General features: G+C 45.3%; 11 protein-coding genes. 3 read left to right on the top strand and 8 right to left on the bottom strand.

Features of this window, described 5'->3' with window-relative positions; genetic code table 11:
* Positions 1–28: 28 nt before the first annotated feature.
* Positions 29–754, bottom strand: a complete 726-nt coding sequence (locus JF50_RS20950) for an ABC transporter ATP-binding protein (protein ID WP_200890433.1) — start codon at positions 752–754, stop codon at positions 29–31.
* An 8-nt stretch (positions 755–762) separates the two neighbouring features.
* Positions 763–2,016, bottom strand: coding sequence for an efflux RND transporter periplasmic adaptor subunit (locus tag JF50_RS20945; protein ID WP_039611322.1), 1,254 nt, complete (start codon positions 2,014–2,016; stop codon positions 763–765).
* 636 nt (positions 2,017–2,652) lie between these two features.
* On the opposite strand from JF50_RS20945, the gene JF50_RS20940 reads away from it, so the two are divergent.
* Positions 2,653–4,464 (top strand): PKD domain-containing protein, encoded by a 1,812-nt coding sequence (locus tag JF50_RS20940; protein ID WP_039611321.1) that lies wholly within the window; start codon positions 2,653–2,655, stop codon positions 4,462–4,464.
* A gap of 70 nt (positions 4,465–4,534) precedes the next feature.
* On the opposite strand, the gene JF50_RS20935 is transcribed toward JF50_RS20940, so the two are convergent.
* From JF50_RS20935 to JF50_RS20910, 6 genes are all read right to left on the bottom strand, one after another.
* Entirely contained in the window at positions 4,535–7,366 is a 2,832-nt protein-coding gene (locus JF50_RS20935; RefSeq protein ID WP_052262629.1) for a TolB family protein, read from the bottom strand.
* Positions 7,367–7,432: 66 nt separating this feature from the next.
* Positions 7,433–7,675, bottom strand: a complete 243-nt coding sequence (locus JF50_RS20930; RefSeq protein ID WP_039611320.1) for a hypothetical protein — start codon at positions 7,673–7,675, stop codon at positions 7,433–7,435.
* A 94-nt stretch (positions 7,676–7,769) separates the two neighbouring features.
* Positions 7,770–9,053, bottom strand: coding sequence for a sensor histidine kinase (locus JF50_RS20925; RefSeq protein ID WP_052262627.1), 1,284 nt, complete (start codon positions 9,051–9,053; stop codon positions 7,770–7,772).
* On the bottom strand, positions 9,043–10,425 hold the full coding sequence (locus JF50_RS20920) for a sigma-54-dependent transcriptional regulator (protein WP_039611319.1): 1,383 nt from the start codon (positions 10,423–10,425) through the stop codon (positions 9,043–9,045). The genes JF50_RS20925 and JF50_RS20920 overlap by 11 nt, the downstream gene beginning before the upstream one ends.
* 59 nt (positions 10,426–10,484) lie before the next feature.
* A complete protein-coding gene (locus tag JF50_RS20915; RefSeq protein WP_039611318.1) occupies positions 10,485–11,336 on the bottom strand; it encodes a D-hexose-6-phosphate mutarotase in 852 nt (283 codons plus the stop codon).
* Between the two features lie 132 nt (positions 11,337–11,468).
* Complete coding sequence (locus tag JF50_RS20910) at positions 11,469–13,427, bottom strand: methyl-accepting chemotaxis protein (protein ID WP_039611317.1); 1,959 nt, start codon at positions 13,425–13,427, stop codon at positions 11,469–11,471.
* A gap of 161 nt (positions 13,428–13,588) precedes the next feature.
* Here JF50_RS20910 and JF50_RS20905 point away from each other — a divergent pair, with 161 nt between their 5' ends.
* The gene (locus tag JF50_RS20905; protein WP_039611316.1) at positions 13,589–14,827 is read left to right on the top strand and encodes a porin; all 1,239 of its coding nucleotides are present in this window, start codon (positions 13,589–13,591) and stop codon (positions 14,825–14,827) included.
* Between the two features lie 349 nt (positions 14,828–15,176).
* The gene (locus JF50_RS20900; RefSeq protein ID WP_039611315.1) at positions 15,177–16,418 is read left to right on the top strand and encodes a hypothetical protein; all 1,242 of its coding nucleotides are present in this window, start codon (positions 15,177–15,179) and stop codon (positions 16,416–16,418) included.
* Positions 16,419–16,464: the final 46 nt, after the last annotated feature.

Here is a 16,464-nt window from a genome sequence, read left to right as displayed (position 1 = left end):
AGATCCACGGTTAAAACCAGAGCCACAGCTATAAAGGCTCATAAAGAGAGGTTGGCACAGATGACGACCGACCCATCGTTGTGAGTAATTCACCATCGAATAACTGTACGCGACGCGACGCCATATCTGCATAACGTGGGTCATGGGTTACCATGCATATGGTCGTGCCTTGCTGATGTAGGTCGTTGATCAGCCTCATCACCGCATCGCCGCTTTTCGAGTCCAAATTGCCAGTGGCTTCATCCACAAGCAAAATACTTGGCTGAGTAACCAGCGCTCTGGCAATGGCCACGCGTTGCTGTTGCCCACCCGAGAGCTGACTAGGGCGATGCTCACTGCGATGGGACAAGCCCACTTGCTCTAAGCATAACTGCACCCGATGCTGAGCTTCTTTGGCTGAAATCTTAGGTATGCGATATCGCAGTGGCAGGGCAACATTGTCATAAACTGACAGTGCCTCAACTAAGTTAAAAGATTGAAAGATAAAACCGATATGCACATTTCTCAGCCTAGCGGCTTGGTCAAATGTCAAGTTGTCTACTGGCTGGCCTGCTAATAAATAACGCCCTGATGTGGCAGGCTCTAACAAGCCCATCAGAGATAACAATGTAGATTTTCCGCACCCAGAAGGACCTGATATAGAAACAAATTCCCCTTGCTCTATTGTCATTGAAATATTTCTCAATGCATGCGTTTGAAAATCAGCCGTAGTGAACACCTTTCCAATCTCTTGCATTTCAATAATGGTCTGCATGTTTGCTCCTAATGAATAACCACAACTTGTTTACTTTTTGCATACTCTCTGAGGTCAGAAATAACGACCGCATCACCTGCTTTTAAGCCACTTTTTATTTCGCTGTATTGTCCACTTTGACGACCTAATTGCACGGGCAACAGCTCAGTCTGGCCAGTGTTGTCAACCCGATATAAGAAGAGGTCCTGTACGTCTGCGCCAGCGGGCGGCGTGCGCATATAATGCGTATTTTCTATAGTGTCAGTGATAATTGATGCAGTAACACTCTGTTTTGGTCGAAGATCCAAGTCACCAACCTCCGGTAAACTTACTTCTACGTTAACACTGTGGTTAATGACAACAGGGTCAATACGTATCACTTCACCCGGCAATACCTCTTGACCCACAAATACTTTCACAGTCTGCCCAACTTTCACCGGTCCAACTTGCGACTGGCTGACCTGCAACTGTGCCACCAAAGCGCGTCTATCACCTATCGTTGCGACATGTGCCCCAGCTACAATTCGTTCGCCAAGTTCAAGCGGAAGTGACTCAAGCACACCATGTTCAGATGCACTCACGTCAAGTTGGTCAATTTTAGTCTGTACCGCAACCAACTCTTGCTCCGTTAACGTCACACGCTTTTTCATCACAGTCAGGGCACTTTGGTGCAATTGCTGTAACTGCGTTATGCGTGTTTTGGCATGACTTATCTGGCCGCTCAAGCTCTCCACCTGAGCCTGTGTCTCAAAAAAGGATAACTCGGAAATAATTCCCTGTTTAGCTAACTTTTTTTGTGCTTGATGACGAAAAGACAACGTCGCTAATTGACCTTCAAGATCACTGATCATCGAGCGTTCAACCAATACTTCACGCTGCTGTCTCAAATTTAGTTGAAGTAATTCGGCTTGCGCCTCTGTCAAACGTTGCTTAATGCGCTTATATTCCAACGCCAAGTCAACATTTTCTAGACGTACTATTGTCGCCCCAGGCTCAATGGTACTGCCAAGCTTGTAATTAATGTCTTTCACAACCCCTGCGCTGGCGGAGGTGATGATCTGTTGTTGAGCACTGGCTAAGGTGCCAAAAGCATCAATTTGAATCGTTAAATGCCCTTTTTTGACATGTTCGATCATCACAGTATGCCTTTCTAAATACACCGGCTTTTCAGTAAAAAAATACCAATATATCAACGCCATGCCTGCAAAAAATAGTAATATCCATAACCATTTATGGCGTTTCAGTCCTGAACTCGAAGTGTTATGCGGTACGCTTATATCCATGTATGTCTTCTTATCGTTAAACTGTATCTACTGAGATACTCACTGCGTCAAACGTATTGCGAAAAACATACCAGAATAAAAAACAATATTTATCAATCACTTAATAATTTACGTTCCAATCATATTGACCAAAAACGCACACACCCTGTCTCGATTCCGGAATCGGCCTCAGTTCATTCAAACAGGTGTGAAATGCTGACTATCAGACTTACTCAAGGGTAAAAGTCACAATGATTACACACTGGTCAGTGCCCTGATCTGTTGCTCTAAGCTGATCAATTGTCATTTACGTGCTCAAAACCAAGGGCCACTAAATATACGTCAATTTAAATAAAAAAGTTATATAAATCATAATTATAAATAACATAGCAACGCCCGGTTTACGCTGCATAGGTACATAGCAAAGCTTGATAAGACAGCGCTTGAGAATCAAAAATAGCAGGTGGGCCATCACTGTATAGCGACTGATCTGTTATGCCTATTTATATGAAATTAAAGTAAACTAAAATCTAAAAGGGCAAAAATTAAACACAATAAAAATATTTTATTATCATTTCCTTTACAATTGCGAATTATAAGATTACCTTGTTTGATGTTGTTTAAATATTACTCAACGCAAACTAACAAGGAACATAAATGAAAACTCGTTATCTATTATCTGCACTAGGACTGGCTTCTGCGAGCTGTTTTGCGCAAACAACCGCACTCACTGAAGCACAAATGATGCAATACACTAGCAAAGCCAGTATGGCCACGATTGGTAAACGCGCTGAATTAAATTTGGTGATCCAGCCTCAAGCAATGGCCACCATGACAGCGGACAATGCCACTCAAACCATCAGCCAAACAGTCACTCACCCGAACGCAAGCTACATAAAACTGCACTTTAAAAATATTAACTTAGTAGGCGGTGGCAAATTGGTGGTGCGCTCCGAAGATGGCAGTGAACGCTATGAATACACTGAAAACAACATGCGCGCAGCGACCCTAAGTCACACTGACGATGGTGTCACCAGCTTCTCTGCCATGTCTATTTCTGCCGAAACGGCAGTGGTAGAGTACACACCTGGCAGTCAAGTCACAACCATGCAAAATGCCATCATAGACTACTATGATCATGGCACAGAAAATGAACCACAACTTGCACCTGCTACCGATGTCGGGATCAGCTCTACCTGCGGTGCAATGGAAAGAAAAGATGTGCAGTGCTGGGCTAACAGCTACCCAACAGAATTTGAACGCAGCCGCCCAGTTGCGCGCCTGCTTATGAATGGTCGCGGACTGTGTACCGGTTGGCGTGTTGGTCCAGAAAACCGTATGTTTACCAATAACCACTGTGTTGAAAGTGCGTCTGAACTGAGTAATACCGAAGTGTGGTTTAACTACCAGCATACGTCATGTAATGGCACGACCATGGAGACTGTGGTTAAAGTAACCGGTAAAGACTTCCTCTCCACAGACTATACGCTAGATTATACCTTGTTCACCATCAACGACTTTGCTAAAGCACAGCCGTTTGGTTATTTTGGTCTAGATGTCCGAGATGCCACACAAGGGGAGCGTATCTATATTCCACAACACGGTTCAGGCAATCCAAAAGAATTGTCCATTGAGTCGGATCGCGATACGGATGGACTGTGTTCAGTCAACAACGCAAACGCCAATGGACGTGGTACTGGCACTGACTTAGGTTACTATTGTGACACCATTGGTGGCTCATCAGGCTCTCCAGTACTTGCCGCGGCAACCAACAAAGTAATTGCGTTACACCACCTTGGTGGCTGTCACAATAAAGGGGCTAAAGTCAGCCTGATCTGGCCAAAAGTCGCTAGTCACTTCAACAACCAGATCCCTGATGGCGATAACAACAGCGATCCAGTGCCAGTCGCTCAATTCACCGCGGACTGCACAGCCTTAAGTTGTACTTTTGATGGCAGCGCATCAAGTTCACCTAATGGCACAATTAGCCAATATGAATGGAGCTACGGTGACGCATCGAGCAATGGCTTTGGCGCTACTGTCACACACGATTACACAGCGTATGGTGAATACACGGTGTCACTAACGGTCACTGACTCCGCTGGCGCGTCTGCTACGACAACAAAGCAAGTACAGCTAACCGACCCAAATACAGATCCTGCCAAATTGATTAACGGCGTTGCAAAAGAAGGGTTAAGTGGAGATAGACTCGCAACCGCATTTTATTATTTAGATTTACCGGCAGGTGCCTCAAATGTACAAGTGCGCATTTCAGGTGGCTCAGGGGACGCGGACTTGTATGTTAGAAAAGACAGTAAACCAACCACATCTACCTATGACTGCCGCCCATATAATTGGGGTAACAACGAGACGTGTAATATCACAGCCGGTGCAGGCAAGTACTGGGTTATGCTGCGAGGATACAGCGCGTATGCAAATGTAACGCTTGTGGCAACTTATACCGAATAACAAACAACATATCAAACCAACCAATTAATCAAGGCGAGTATTGACTCGCCTTTTTCTTTTCAAGCACCCCCTACCAAGGGTGCCATAACCCCAACCAAGTGCGCCACTCGATGTGTTGTTGCTCCACAGATGAACGCGCAATACCAATATCAAAACGCATATTTGAGATCCCAGCCGGCGCATAGTTTGCCGCGCTACCTAAGATACGTTCACTGAGTGCAACTTGCCATTTTACACCCCAACTTTTGACTGCGCGCGCGCTATCTAGATTGTGCTGCGCAAAATACAAACGCGGCCGCCCTTTACGCCAGCTGGTCGCAAATTCATACCCTAAATAATGATTGCCAGAATCAAACCAAAACGGTAAGTCAGCAATGTGCTGCTGGCTAGCACCTACGCCAGTATACACACTATTGGTCTCAAACCCGCCAATACTGAGAGACTGCTGCGGGCGATAACGGTTTGTCACATTGAGGTAAAACGGCCACTCCCAAAGTGTCGCCGCCGCACTCAGCATCATCTCATGACCGACATTATCACCCCATATTTTGGCACCATCTAGGGCCATGTTAAGGCCAAATTGCTGCTGGTTATGATGAAAAGATACCGTGTTTCCTAACCAATAACTATGTGCTGTATCTTGATATGAACGCTTTTCTATATGATGACCGACATAGGGCTGCCAGCGCCACTTTTGCCATTGAAATGCCAAAGACAAATCCACCGTATTTGACCACGAATCGTACTCACCCTGTACCTCTGCCACAGCACTCTGCACAGTGGTATCAAGCGTATGCATCTTAAACTGATTGCGCAATGTCATGTCGCCACGTCGATATGCAAAGTCAAAATAACCACCTTGTAGCGCATCATCAAAGAGCGATGTACTGACACCCAATTGCCAACTTGTTTGTTTGAGTATGTCAGCGCCTGCAACAGCAAAACTCACCACTTGCGTGCTCGCTGAGGTCCCTTGTACCGACAATGCCAATGACCAATCTTGGGGTGTCGGCACATATTTTTGTGTCAACCAAGATGATGGCAAGGTTGGCTGTTGCTCTGTTTTATTAAACGGCGTTGCAACTACGGAGTGAGGCTTTTTCAAAATCGACTGCTGTGCTTTAAACACATCACTATCTGGTAAGGCACGTAATTTTGCACCATAAGGTGTGCTTTCTACAAACCACAACTGCGCGTTAAACTCACCTGCGATCTCCTCGACAACGTACTCACGTAAACTCAGTTGCGCCAATTCTTCGCGCTTTAAGTCATAGTGATAAATACCTAAAGCACCTTGGAGTCCGGCGACAAAATACAATCCAGTTCCAGCCTTATTCCAACGTGGCGACGTCACATATTGCGCCTTATCCGGTAAAGGTATGGCCACATGATTGGCGTTCAATACTGCTAATTCAGCAACATATAATCGCCACAAGCCAGCTTGGTTAGTTTTCAAATAAGCCAAGTGCGATCTATCAGGGCTAACAACTGGATAATCATAAACGGTATTGAGCGTGCGCGATGACAGAGGCGTGATGTGTTGGTCATGCAGCGAAAGCCGTACAAGCTGCGAAAAACCATTCTCAACACGTTCAGCAATCACGGTTGACTTGTCCACGAAGGTGAAACGGCGTATACCAAAACTAGTCGTCACTGGCGTCACTTCATCCGCTTCAATCTGCCACTGAAACAGCGCATTCTCCCAACCATGTGGTACTTTTTGTCGTCCTACAAAATAAATGGTGTCTTCATCCAGCCACTGTGGATGGTAAATGCCTGAAAAATTCACCGGTGCCAAAGACGCAAGCTTTTCATGCGCAAAGGAGTCTGGTCGTTTATCAGTGATGTCATTCGGATCTGCCTCTAACGTTGCGGCTTGACGCTGCTCAAATTGCGCTATGGCCTGATGATTTGGCGCGCTGTTATACACACTTAAGGCAACGTCCCCAGCTTGATTTGACTCAACCACAAGAAATTTTCGCTGCTCAGGAGAAAACTGTATATCGCGCGCAGCAAAATCAAATTGCATGATCTCTTGACTCACAGCCTGTGTACTTTGAGACGCCACGGCCATAGCTTGATAGGTATACTGGGCAATGAATCGCCGATATAACTGCATCGCCGGCTTACCAAATGCACCACGAAATGCCCTCTCGAAATTACGCCCCTCTATTGCGTTAACACGCGTCCACACCGCATCAAGCGTCGCGTCGCCATACTCGTGTTCTAACCATGCAAGAAAGCGCGCGCCAAGTAAATATGCCATAGCACTGGCTCGATAACTGCCATCACCATCATTGAGCGCATGATAAGGCAATAAAGCGCCTTGGCGCGCATATGCACGCAGTAACGCTTCACTATAGTTATCATGCAAGCGCCCCTTGCCTGTCAGTTTAGATTCTTGCAGTGTGGCATACCCTTCTGCTACCCACCTCGGCAACACAGCACTGGCCAAGTCGTAGCTGTCACTGAGATCTCGAAGCCGCTGCTTTAAAGCTTGGCGACTCGGTTGTGATAAATGTACAAGGTGGATGTATTCATGCAGGACCAATAACTTCAACCAACTCGGACTGTGGGCTATTTCTGTATCTGATTGCGGTGGCGTCACATACAAGGCCATAAAAGGACTATCTGAGCTGGGAAGCGCAAAGCCATTTGGTAAATTAAAAGGATCTATGACAATCGCATCGACAACTACATCCAATGCACGATTTTGTTGTTCCAGTACACGCTGCCTGACGACTTCAAGTTCAATGGCAGCGGCGCTCGCCCATGCGTGATAGGGTGGCTGATAATGCACCCGAAAATGTGGGCTTTTAATAGATTGCCAGTTTTGCGCCTGTGCCAGGACAGGCACACCACACAAAAACAGCATTAAAGCAATGAATATCCTACTGCGCATCAAAAATCCTTGGTAAAACCCTACTCTTTAGTAGACCTTAAGCCAATTTTTGACATCAAGGAAGGATTAATCGTTGCGTGCCATTGCACCCAGTGAAGTAAATAAGGTTAAAATCGCGCCAACGACAAGAAACGCCACCATAGAAAATAAAGCGCTGAGTCCAAGCGTAAATTTTGCGGTCGCCATCGCGGCTGCCACGGCCCAAACACTCACACGGCTCAGCCAACGTTTGGTATGAATCGGTAATTGCACATGCTTTAAGGCAAACGTCATAACAAGAAAAGCGATAAACGGATATAACACCAACACAATACACTCCTCAGTCAAGTCAAATTCAGCAACGTCCCGTTAGGCTATTACTGACTCTTAATCGGTGTTCATTATATGGTAATGATAATTATTATCAACTAGGGAGGGTGATTTTTACTTCTGCCCCCTGTAAACCATTGCTTACTAGCAAACTGCCGTCGTGCTGCTCAATAATACGTCGACTGAGTGTCAAACCGATCCCTTGCCCTGCCTGTTTAGTCGAATAAAACGGCGTCATCACATTATCTAAATTAGCAAATCCACCGCCTTGATCTTCAATGCTTATCACCACATGTCCCGCTTGATAATGCGCGCTCAGGTGAATTATTTGCCCTTGTGGTGTATGGCTCAAGTTTGCTTCAGCGGCATTTTTTAATAAGTTGATCAACACTTGTTCCAACAGCTGGGGATCACATCGGCATTCACTTACCCGACACGCTAGCTGTATAGTCTGATCATCATATATTTGTGCCATCAATGCTTTGACAGACATCAATAAGTCAAGCATTTCCACCTTTTGACAATAGAGCTCCAAAGGTTTGGACAGCTCACTAAATCGGGAAACAAACTGCTGTAAATGCTGACATCTTTGCTCAATAACACGCAGTGCATGCGCATCTCTTGGCACACTCACTTTACTTTGTAATGTCTGTGCCAATGAGCTCACTGGCGTCAACGTATTATGGATCTCATGACTGATAACACGAATTAACTGCTGCCACGCAGCCAACTCTTGATGGCGAAGTACACGACGAATGTCTGTGGCAATGATCAAGCTATACCGTTTGCTTTGCTCGTAAAACTCACTGCTCGCCAATGACCATTGTGTATTTAATGTATGATTGGAGAATTGCCACTGGCTGCCAGCCTCAATCAAGCCTAATGTTTCAGCCTCGCGGCCCCGATCCCCTTGCCATGGCCTTTGATAAATTAAGCTAAAGGCTGGATTGGCATAATTAAGTTGACTGTCCTCGTCAAACACCAAAATGGGACTAGGTAACTTGTCGATTAATTGATAAATAATCAACATATGACTGCTATACCGTGATTTTTGTTGATGCATGCGCTCACTCAGCGCTACCAGCTCATGCTCAAAACGCGCAATTTGACCAACTTGAGAATGGGGCGTTATTTGAAATGTGAAGTCTGCCTGCTGCATGGCTTCGAGTTGAATGCTGGCACGTTTGAAAATACCAACTAGGCGAGACAACATCTGATGCGTAGCCCATTGCAACCCGACAAATAATACGATAGCAATCAGCACAGGCAACCAGATGGACAATGCGTGTTCTAAACCTATAACGACACATAGCACACTGATCACACCGTTGAGTGACCACAAGTATAGTTTGAGCGTGCGCTCAAAGTTACGCGCCATGCTTTAACCCATATTTATCTAATCGGCGATATAAAGAAGATTTTGTGAGACCCAACTTTTGTGCAGCTTGGCTTATCACGCCCCCCTCTTGCGTCATTACCTCCATAATCATACGTTTTTCCATCTCAGCAAGCGTCCCCGCCGCTGCCGGTAACGCCTGTGGTATCGCTTCGTCAGATATGGATGATCTCGCCAGTCGCAACTGACAATCTTGCAGCTCAATTTGACTGCCTTCACTCATCAGTAATGCACGCTCCATCACATGACTAAGCTCACGAATATTGCCCGGCCAAGGGTATGTTTGTAACGCATGGACAACCTTTTCATCCATCGGTTTGGTCACCATGCCATAACGCGTTGCATGCTTAGTCAATAAGTAGGATGCCAGAGGAATAATGTCAGCTTGGCGCTCACGCAAAGGCGGCAGTTCAAACACAAAGGTATTTATACGATAAAATAAATCTTGTCTAAAAGTGCCCTGTGTAACACACACTGGCAGATCAGCATTGGTCGCACAAATTAGCCGTACATCACTGCGTATGGTTTGACTACTGCCCAATACTTCATATTCTCCTGTTTCTAAGACGCGTAGCAACTTTGCTTGTAGCGGCATCGCGAGCGTGGCTATTTCATCCATAAAAAGCGTACCGCCTGAAGCCATGGTAAAGCGTCCTACTCGGTTTTGCTTAGCATCCGTGAATGCCCCTTTAACATGACCAAAGAGCTCACTTTCAAATAATGACTCAGACAGTGCCCCCATATTTACATTTACCAAAGGGCCAGTTGCTCGTGCAGAGTGTTGATGTAACCAGGCGACTAAGTGGCTTTTACCTACTCCACTTTCACCGCACAACAAAATGGTGGCATCAGAGTTTGCGAGCCGCAACAACTGGCGCTCTAATGCCAGCATCGAAGCAGATTGCCAGCGAAACTCACCCGCAGGCTCGATTGTCGGACATCGGGTGTGGCTTAATTGGCTGTGTTGTTTCTGCTGTAAGGTAAGTTGCTGCTGAATTGCCTTGAGTAATGCGGCATTTTGCCAGGGCTTTTCGATAAAATCACTGGCACCCAATTGCAGTGCTTGAACAGCCAATTTGACACTACCCCAGCCTGTTATACACAACACAGCAGGCGCCCCGTGCTGACCTTGTAACCAAGTTAAAAACTCTAAACCTTCCTGTCCAGAGGTGGTGTCTCTTGCAAAGTTCATATCGAGTAAAATGAGATCGATAGATTTGACACTCAGCAGTTGCTTTGCTGAATGTGGCGAGTCCGCTTCGATCACCTCAAAGCCTTGGTCTTCTAAAAAATAAGCAGCGCTCAATCGTACTTCGACATTATCGTCAACAATCAAAATGCATGGCACAGGCATGGATGTATCCTAACGTTATTTTTACGCTAGGATACGATAATCAAGGTAGGAGGAAAAGCTTAACGCCAGCGGATGGTGGTCGCCAATGTATGGCTTTGGCCAGGCGCGACAGTCGCGCTATCTTCAAGCACATTGGCCGCTTCTAAACACAACATGCCCAAGTACTCTTCATTTTGGAAGTTACTCAAACGTTTTGATTTTTCAATCCACGGATTCCAAAGCACACACGATGTTGAGTTTTCTCGGCCAACCTCAATGATGCCTTCCGGTGTATGAATGCATTGGACTGGTGCTGCCTGCGTGTACACCATATCTGTTTCACGCGCAAAACTCACTTTGTCTGATTGATCAAATGGTCCCTCACCAAATTCGATGTACTTGGCACCTTGCAACCCATCAACCGTGGTATTTTTAATATCTGAAGTAGGAAGGTAGGTATGAAGCGCTTGTGTCAATGAGAAAGGTACGTCACCCACATTAGTATTCGTCAATCTCACTTCTAGCTGCTCAGTCAAAATGAACTCAACTTCCAGTTTAGAGTCATGTGGCCAAAACTGCGTATCAACTTGCATCATAGGCAGTGACAGTAAAATACGCACTTCATCTGGTGTTTCGGTCACCTGCTCTGCACGCCAAACCATTTTTCGTGCAAAGCCATGCGCGGGCCAATCAGCATTCTCATGCACGCCAAACCACGGCCAACATATCGGGATCCCACCACGTACCGATTTACCTTCCTGATAGTCTTCGTCCGCAGACACCCACATAAGGTCACTTTTCCCCGTTGGGATAAACTCTGTAATTTGCGCACCTTGCAGAAAAATCTTTGCCTGACACAGAGGACTCTTCACATCAAAATACTCAAGTCCAGTGTCTGTTCTTGCTAATTTTACTGAGTCGGAAAATTCCATGCTCCACCTTTAATTTTGATTCAACTGTCCTTACATTACCGAGCCGTCTGCACAGAGTAAACCTGATTTACACACTATGAATGATCTTCAACAATTTAGTACAAAATAACCGCATATTAGCGTATTCTCTGGCTAAACTTTAAACTTGCCAACTAACTCGGTCAGCTGTTTCGACAAGCCCGTCATTTTGTCTCCATTGTCACAGGTGTCGCTTGCAATCACAGAGACACTGTCTGCAGCATTTTTAATTTCAACCACATTGCGATTAATATCTTCAGCGACATGTTGCTGCTCCTCAGCGGCCGTTGCAATTTGCGTATTTAAATCACTGATATTCTGAATCGACTGGGTAATTTCAATAAACTGATTCTGCGCAGAATGCGTAAGCTCTACCGTTTTCTCTGTTCTTTCTAGGCTGTTGGTCATATCTGTGGATACTCCCTCTGTCATCTTACGCAGCTTATCTAGCTGAGATGCAATTTCTTCTGTGGACTCTGACGTACGTTGCGATAAGGCACGCACTTCATCCGCCACCACTGCAAAACCACGGCCATGTTCTCCAGCTCGAGCTGCCTCTATTGCAGCATTCAATGCCAGCAAATTGGTTTGCTCAGCAATGCCGCGAATCACACTCAAAATTGACATGATGTTTTCACTTTCACTGTCGAGCTTAGTAATGTCAGACGTCGCGCGGTTGATGACACCAGACAACTCAGCCACACTGTCTACCGTCTCGGTGATCACCGTCTGACCGAGCTCTGATGCATGCTGAGTTTGTGTTGCAAGCTCTGCCGCATTGGCACAACTAGATGCAACTTCATTGGCAGTGGCCGCCATTTCATTGATGGCCGTTGCTGCCATCTCTAATGACTGCTGCTGTGCACTGGTAGAACCGGTTAATTCGTCAGCCTGACTCGCAGTGGTCAACGCAGTCTGATTCACCTGCTGCGCACAGTGATTTATTTGTTGTACCAACTGCGCGATTAAATTTAAGAACTGATTAAAACTTTCCGCGAGCTTACCGGTTTCATCCTTAGTGGTAACCGCCAGACGTTGAGTCAAATCACCACCACCTTGAGAAATGGCGGTCAGACCGTCACTGACATTGACAATCGGTCCAGACAATAAATTCGCGATGTAAGTTGCCATAACAATAAAAATAGCCACCAAAACACTGCTGATCACTAACACGGTGAGCTTCATTTGATTGGCTTTACTCATCACCTCTTGCTGCTCCACAAAGGCGATAAATTTCCAGCCCAACGTCTTTGAGGTGTATATATTTGAAAAGAAGTCCACGCCATCGATGGTGATCTCAAACAGCCCATCTGGGCTACGATTTAGCTCCGTATACAGCCCATTTTCAACTTCATCAATGTGCTTAAATGTGTATTCAGGGTGCTTGGCGTTGACGAGTATGGTGCCACTGTCTTCTTCAAGCATTAAATAACCCGTTTCGCCTAAGCGAATGCTCTTGATGATATCAGTCAGTCCTTTAAGCGACACATCCATGCCTTGTACACCCATGAATTGACCGCCTGACTGCACGGCTTTGACCGTAGAGATGATCGCCGTATCATCTGGCTCCCAGTAATATGCATCAGTCAGGCCAGTCTGGCCGTTTTTTTCTTTACCGGTTGTATACCAAGGCCGTCCGCGTGGATCATACCTTGCGCTAACCTGACCTTTCGGCCACTGAATATACCCCCCTTCAGGGTTACCAAAATAAATGTAAGAAATGCCTGGGTGGGATGTGCCAAATTGCTGGTATAGCTCAAACATGCGCTGCTCCACCTCAGTACCAGCGTCAGGCGTCATTTGCTCGGCAGTGCTGTTGCCTTTGTAAATTGATACCTGGCTACGCCCTTGGCGCACATCTGGATGATTCGCCAAATAGGTCACGTTCTTTGCCACCTCTTCAAAGAACATACTGATACCATTATCAATTTGTTGCGCTTCTCGACTGCTCATTTCAACAAATTTGTCTACCGCAAGCTGCCTTGTTTGAGTAATGATAATGACCGCGATGATCAATAGTGGCACCACAATGGCGGCGATGAATGCAAGGCGTAGTTTTTGTGATATTGTCATAGCGAAACTTCCTGTGGGCATTCAAAAAAATATAGTTCTAGATCTTCAACTATACAAAAAGATTAAAAAATTCTGGCATCAATCCTATTGAGTTGATGGACAGGCACAAATACTCAGCTACGCTATATAACAGATATGCCTGCTTTTAAGGATATACCCCTATGTCGCTCACCGAATGTAAATACCTGAGTACCATGCTCTTGTTTTTAACCTTGTCTGTACCCGCTGTTGCAAGTGACTCTGAGCTTACAGAGTTAAAACAACAGCTCCTAAAATTACAAAAGAAGATAGAAAAGCTAGAAGCTGAGCAAAAACGCAAACCCAAAATCAGCAAGCCAACCTCCAGTATAAAAGTTGGCGGGGCAGTCAGAACGACGTTCAGTCACACATCCTATGATGATGATAATAAAAACCGCGGTGGAGATTTTGAGCTCGATGTTTTCAGGCTGAATTTTTCAGGCAACATAGGCGGCTTTGGTTTAAATGCCGAGTGGCGTTACTTTGATTATATGACTGCGGTAAAATATGCGTATTTATATTACGATTTTGCCAAAGACTGGCAAGCGCAAGTCGGCATGACCAAAGTGCCGTTTGGTAATTGGCCTTATAATTCTCACAGCTGGTTTTTTGGTACCACCTATTATGTCGGGTTAGAAGACGACCACGACATGGGCATCCTGTTTAAACGCAAACTGGCAGACAATTGGCAGCTCGATTTGGGTTTTTTCAAAAATGATGAGTTAGGTGGCGTAGATGGGTATGTTGAATCACGAAGCGATCGCTACTCATATGATATCGTTGGTGCGCGTCCCCAAGCAGAAGGCATTTATGATGACCCAACTCAACCGCTGGGTGAATACAATACTTTTTCTGGCCGCTACGGCTATCACTTCAAGCATAAGGGCGGTACAACCGAGCTAGGCGTCTCCGGATTAATAGGAGATCTACACAATGGCATTGAAAAAGCAGGCGAGTACCAAGCATGGGCTGTGCATTTGAATGCCAATATTGGCAAATGGAATGTACAACTACAGCATGGTGAATATGACTATGATATCGCGGGCATAGATAGAATCGCCGTCGGCGCGTATGCTTTTTATGACTCAATCGCGGCGGAAGCGACCATGTCTAACTTTAACGTAGCCTACAACATGAAGGTCAAATTAGGGCCCATCAATGCGCTGCAATTTTATAATGATTTTGGCATCATTTACGATAAATCAGATAACAGTAACGACACGTGGATGAACGTGACAGGCGTCTCCATGTCAGCAGGGGCGTTTTTCTCGTACTTGGACTTTGTTAATGCGAAGAACCAGCCCTTTGTTGGCGGCTCAATCGCTGGCGACAGCGATGATACGCAGAGGCGCTTTAATCTTAATTTTGGCTACTACTTCTAACCTACGTCTTTGAAAATGGCCAAATCAGGGCATTTGGCCGAAAAAAGTAATAAAAGTAGAATTTTTTTATAGAAAAAAGTATGTCTCAGTCACTGTTGACCATCCATTTACAGGCAAAACAATAAACCACTGATTATAAAGTACAATTATGTAATCACCCCCAATCTAGCACTGACTTTTGAATAACAAAATTTAAGCACTCTTCTGACAAACCTCATTCCTTTTCACCACAGCGATACAAACCAATTACAAACCATAAAAAATTGCAATTTTCCCCAATTTGCACACATAAATATTGTGCGTTAGTCTTGCGCCTTTGTTAATTTTCACCCCTTGGATATTCTAATCAATGTCAAGAAGTACTCGACAGGCATTAGCCTTAAGTGGCGCACTTTTAGCGACTACGCCACACGCATTTTCAGCCGATAATGAGCTTAGCGAGTTGAAACAACAGCTCGAAAAATTAGAGCGAAAAATTCAACAATTAGAAGCTAAACAATCCGCTGACACTGTTGAGGCAGACAGCCCTGAGTCAGGCATTAAAGTGGGTGGAGCGATACGTGTAAATTACTCAACAAATTCATACGATGAAGATACTAAAAACCGAGGTGGTGACTTAGACTTTGACGTATTCCGTTTTAACTTCTCTGGTGAAATTGCTGATATTGGCCTAAATGCTGAGATCCGCTTTTTTGACTATATGACTGCGGTTAAATACGCCTACCTTGATTACGACGTTACACCACAATGGCAAGCACAACTAGGCTTAACCCAAGTGCCTTTTGGGAATGACCCATATAACTCACATAGCTTTTTCATGAGTCCAAATTATTACCTTGGACTGGAAGACGATTATGACATGGGTTTGGTGATGCGCAGACACGTAGCTGACAACTGGCAGCTAGATCTGGGCTTTTTCAAAAATGATGAGCTCGGTGGTGTCGACGGTTATGTGGAAGACCGTAAAGACAGATATTCCATCGACATCGTAGGTGTTCGCGCCAATGACGAAGGCATTTATGATGAACCGGCAGCTAAGCTTGGCGAGCACAACACCTTTGTTGCACGTTACGCATATCATGTAGATCACACAGCTGGGTCAACTGCGATTGGTGTATCAGCACTATCAGGTGGTCTTCACGATGGTCAATACAGTGCCGGTGATTACCATGCTTGGGCGTTCCATATTAACAGTAATATTGGCAACTGGAATCTGCAATTCCAACACAGTCAATACGACTATCAAATCGACGCGAGTCAACGCATTGCTATCGCAGCCAATGCCACTTATGACACGATGCCAACCGAAGCGACATCAACAAGCGCAAACATTGCTTACAACTTGTCAGTAAACTACGGCCCAATCACGCACCTGCAACTGTACAATGATTTTGGCACCATTTATAACAAATCGGATGATTCCGCTAATTCATGGATGAATGTCACTGGCGTAGCCGTCACAGCAGGCCCTATCTTTTCATACATTGATTTAGTGCATGCAAAGAACCAACCTTTTGTTGGTGGCACGCTATCAGGACAAAGTGATGACGTAGAGCGACGCTTTAATATTAACATCGGTTACTACTTCTAAACTCATCTCAAAGACCATGAAAATACACACTATTTTCATGGTCTCT

This window comes from Pseudoalteromonas luteoviolacea, from assembly GCF_000814765.1.
In the GTDB taxonomy this organism is placed as follows: Bacteria; Pseudomonadota; Gammaproteobacteria; order Enterobacterales; family Alteromonadaceae; genus Pseudoalteromonas; species Pseudoalteromonas luteoviolacea_H.
This window is presented reverse-complemented; position numbering and strand designations above follow the sequence as displayed.

Bases quoted from the DNA above. Each gene is read 5' to 3' on its own strand.
- JF50_RS20915 (WP_039611318.1), bottom strand. From the start codon at position 11,336: ATGGAATTTTCCGACTCAGTAAAATTAGCAAGAACAGACACTGGACTT.
- JF50_RS20925 (WP_052262627.1), bottom strand. From the start codon at position 9,053: ATGGCGCGTAACTTTGAGCGCACGCTCAAACTATACTTGTGGTCACTC.
- JF50_RS20940 (WP_039611321.1), top strand. From the start codon at position 2,653: ATGAAAACTCGTTATCTATTATCTGCACTAGGACTGGCTTCTGCGAGC.
- JF50_RS20935 (WP_052262629.1), bottom strand. From the start codon at position 7,366: ATGCGCAGTAGGATATTCATTGCTTTAATGCTGTTTTTGTGTGGTGTG.
- JF50_RS20900 (WP_039611315.1), top strand. From the start codon at position 15,177: ATGTCAAGAAGTACTCGACAGGCATTAGCCTTAAGTGGCGCACTTTTA.
- JF50_RS20910 (WP_039611317.1), bottom strand. From the start codon at position 13,427: ATGACAATATCACAAAAACTACGCCTTGCATTCATCGCCGCCATTGTG.
- JF50_RS20945 (WP_039611322.1), bottom strand. From the start codon at position 2,016: ATGGATATAAGCGTACCGCATAACACTTCGAGTTCAGGACTGAAACGC.
- JF50_RS20920 (WP_039611319.1), bottom strand. From the start codon at position 10,425: ATGCCTGTGCCATGCATTTTGATTGTTGACGATAATGTCGAAGTACGA.
- JF50_RS20905 (WP_039611316.1), top strand. From the start codon at position 13,589: ATGTCGCTCACCGAATGTAAATACCTGAGTACCATGCTCTTGTTTTTA.
- JF50_RS20950 (WP_200890433.1), bottom strand. From the start codon at position 754: ATGCAGACCATTATTGAAATGCAAGAGATTGGAAAGGTGTTCACTACG.